The organism is Mesorhizobium sp. M1409 (genome assembly GCF_040317535.1).
Lineage (GTDB): Bacteria > Pseudomonadota > Alphaproteobacteria > Rhizobiales > Rhizobiaceae > Mesorhizobium.
Genome location: NZ_JAMYKV010000161.1, coordinates 1 through 645, shown reverse-complemented (window position 1 = coordinate 645; position 645 = coordinate 1). Strand labels below are relative to the sequence as shown.

Here is a 645-nt window from a genome sequence, read left to right as displayed (position 1 = left end):
GCCGCGTTGGTCAAGGTGGCGCCGGTGAGATGGATGCGGATCACTTCCGTGCCGCCGTCCTTGCCGACCAGGTCGCCGGTTCCGGCGTCGAGCGCGAACACCACCGGATTGCCGGCCAGCGTCTGCAGCTGGCCGTCGAGGGCCGGCGTGTCGACCAGCACGATCGAGGTCGCCAGGTTGACCGGCACGTCGTTGCCGAAGGTCACCTTGGCCGAGCCGCTGGTGTCGGTCAGGCTCTCGGTCGAGTTGGTCTCGTCGACGCGCGCCGTCGTGGTGTCGACGGCGGCATTGGCAAAGCCGTCCTCATCGACGGTCAGGTTGGTCGTCGACACCACCGAGGGGGTCGAATCGGCGGCCAGGGTGATCGTCACCGTCGCCGTCGAGGTGTCGCCGTCCTTGTCGGTGATGGTGTAGGTGAAGCTGTCCGAGCCGGTCTGGCCAGCCGTCGGCGTGTAGGTGAAGGTGCCGTCGCCATTGTAGCTGACGCTGCCCTTCGCCGGATCGCTCGCCTTGGCGATGCCGCTGGCAAGATCGACGCCGTCGGCGCCGGCGACATCGTTGGCGAACACGTCGATGACCACCGCCGTATCCTCGGCCGGCGTCACCGGGCCGTCATTGTTGGCCTGCGGCACGTCGTCGACGATG

The 645-nt window shown here is 68.1% G+C and carries 1 protein-coding gene; it reads right to left on the bottom strand.

Features of this window, described 5'->3' with window-relative positions; all coding sequences use genetic code 11:
• The coding region (locus NKG99_RS35825) for an Ig-like domain-containing protein (protein WP_352874188.1) at positions 1 to 645 on the bottom strand (645 nt) is incomplete at both ends.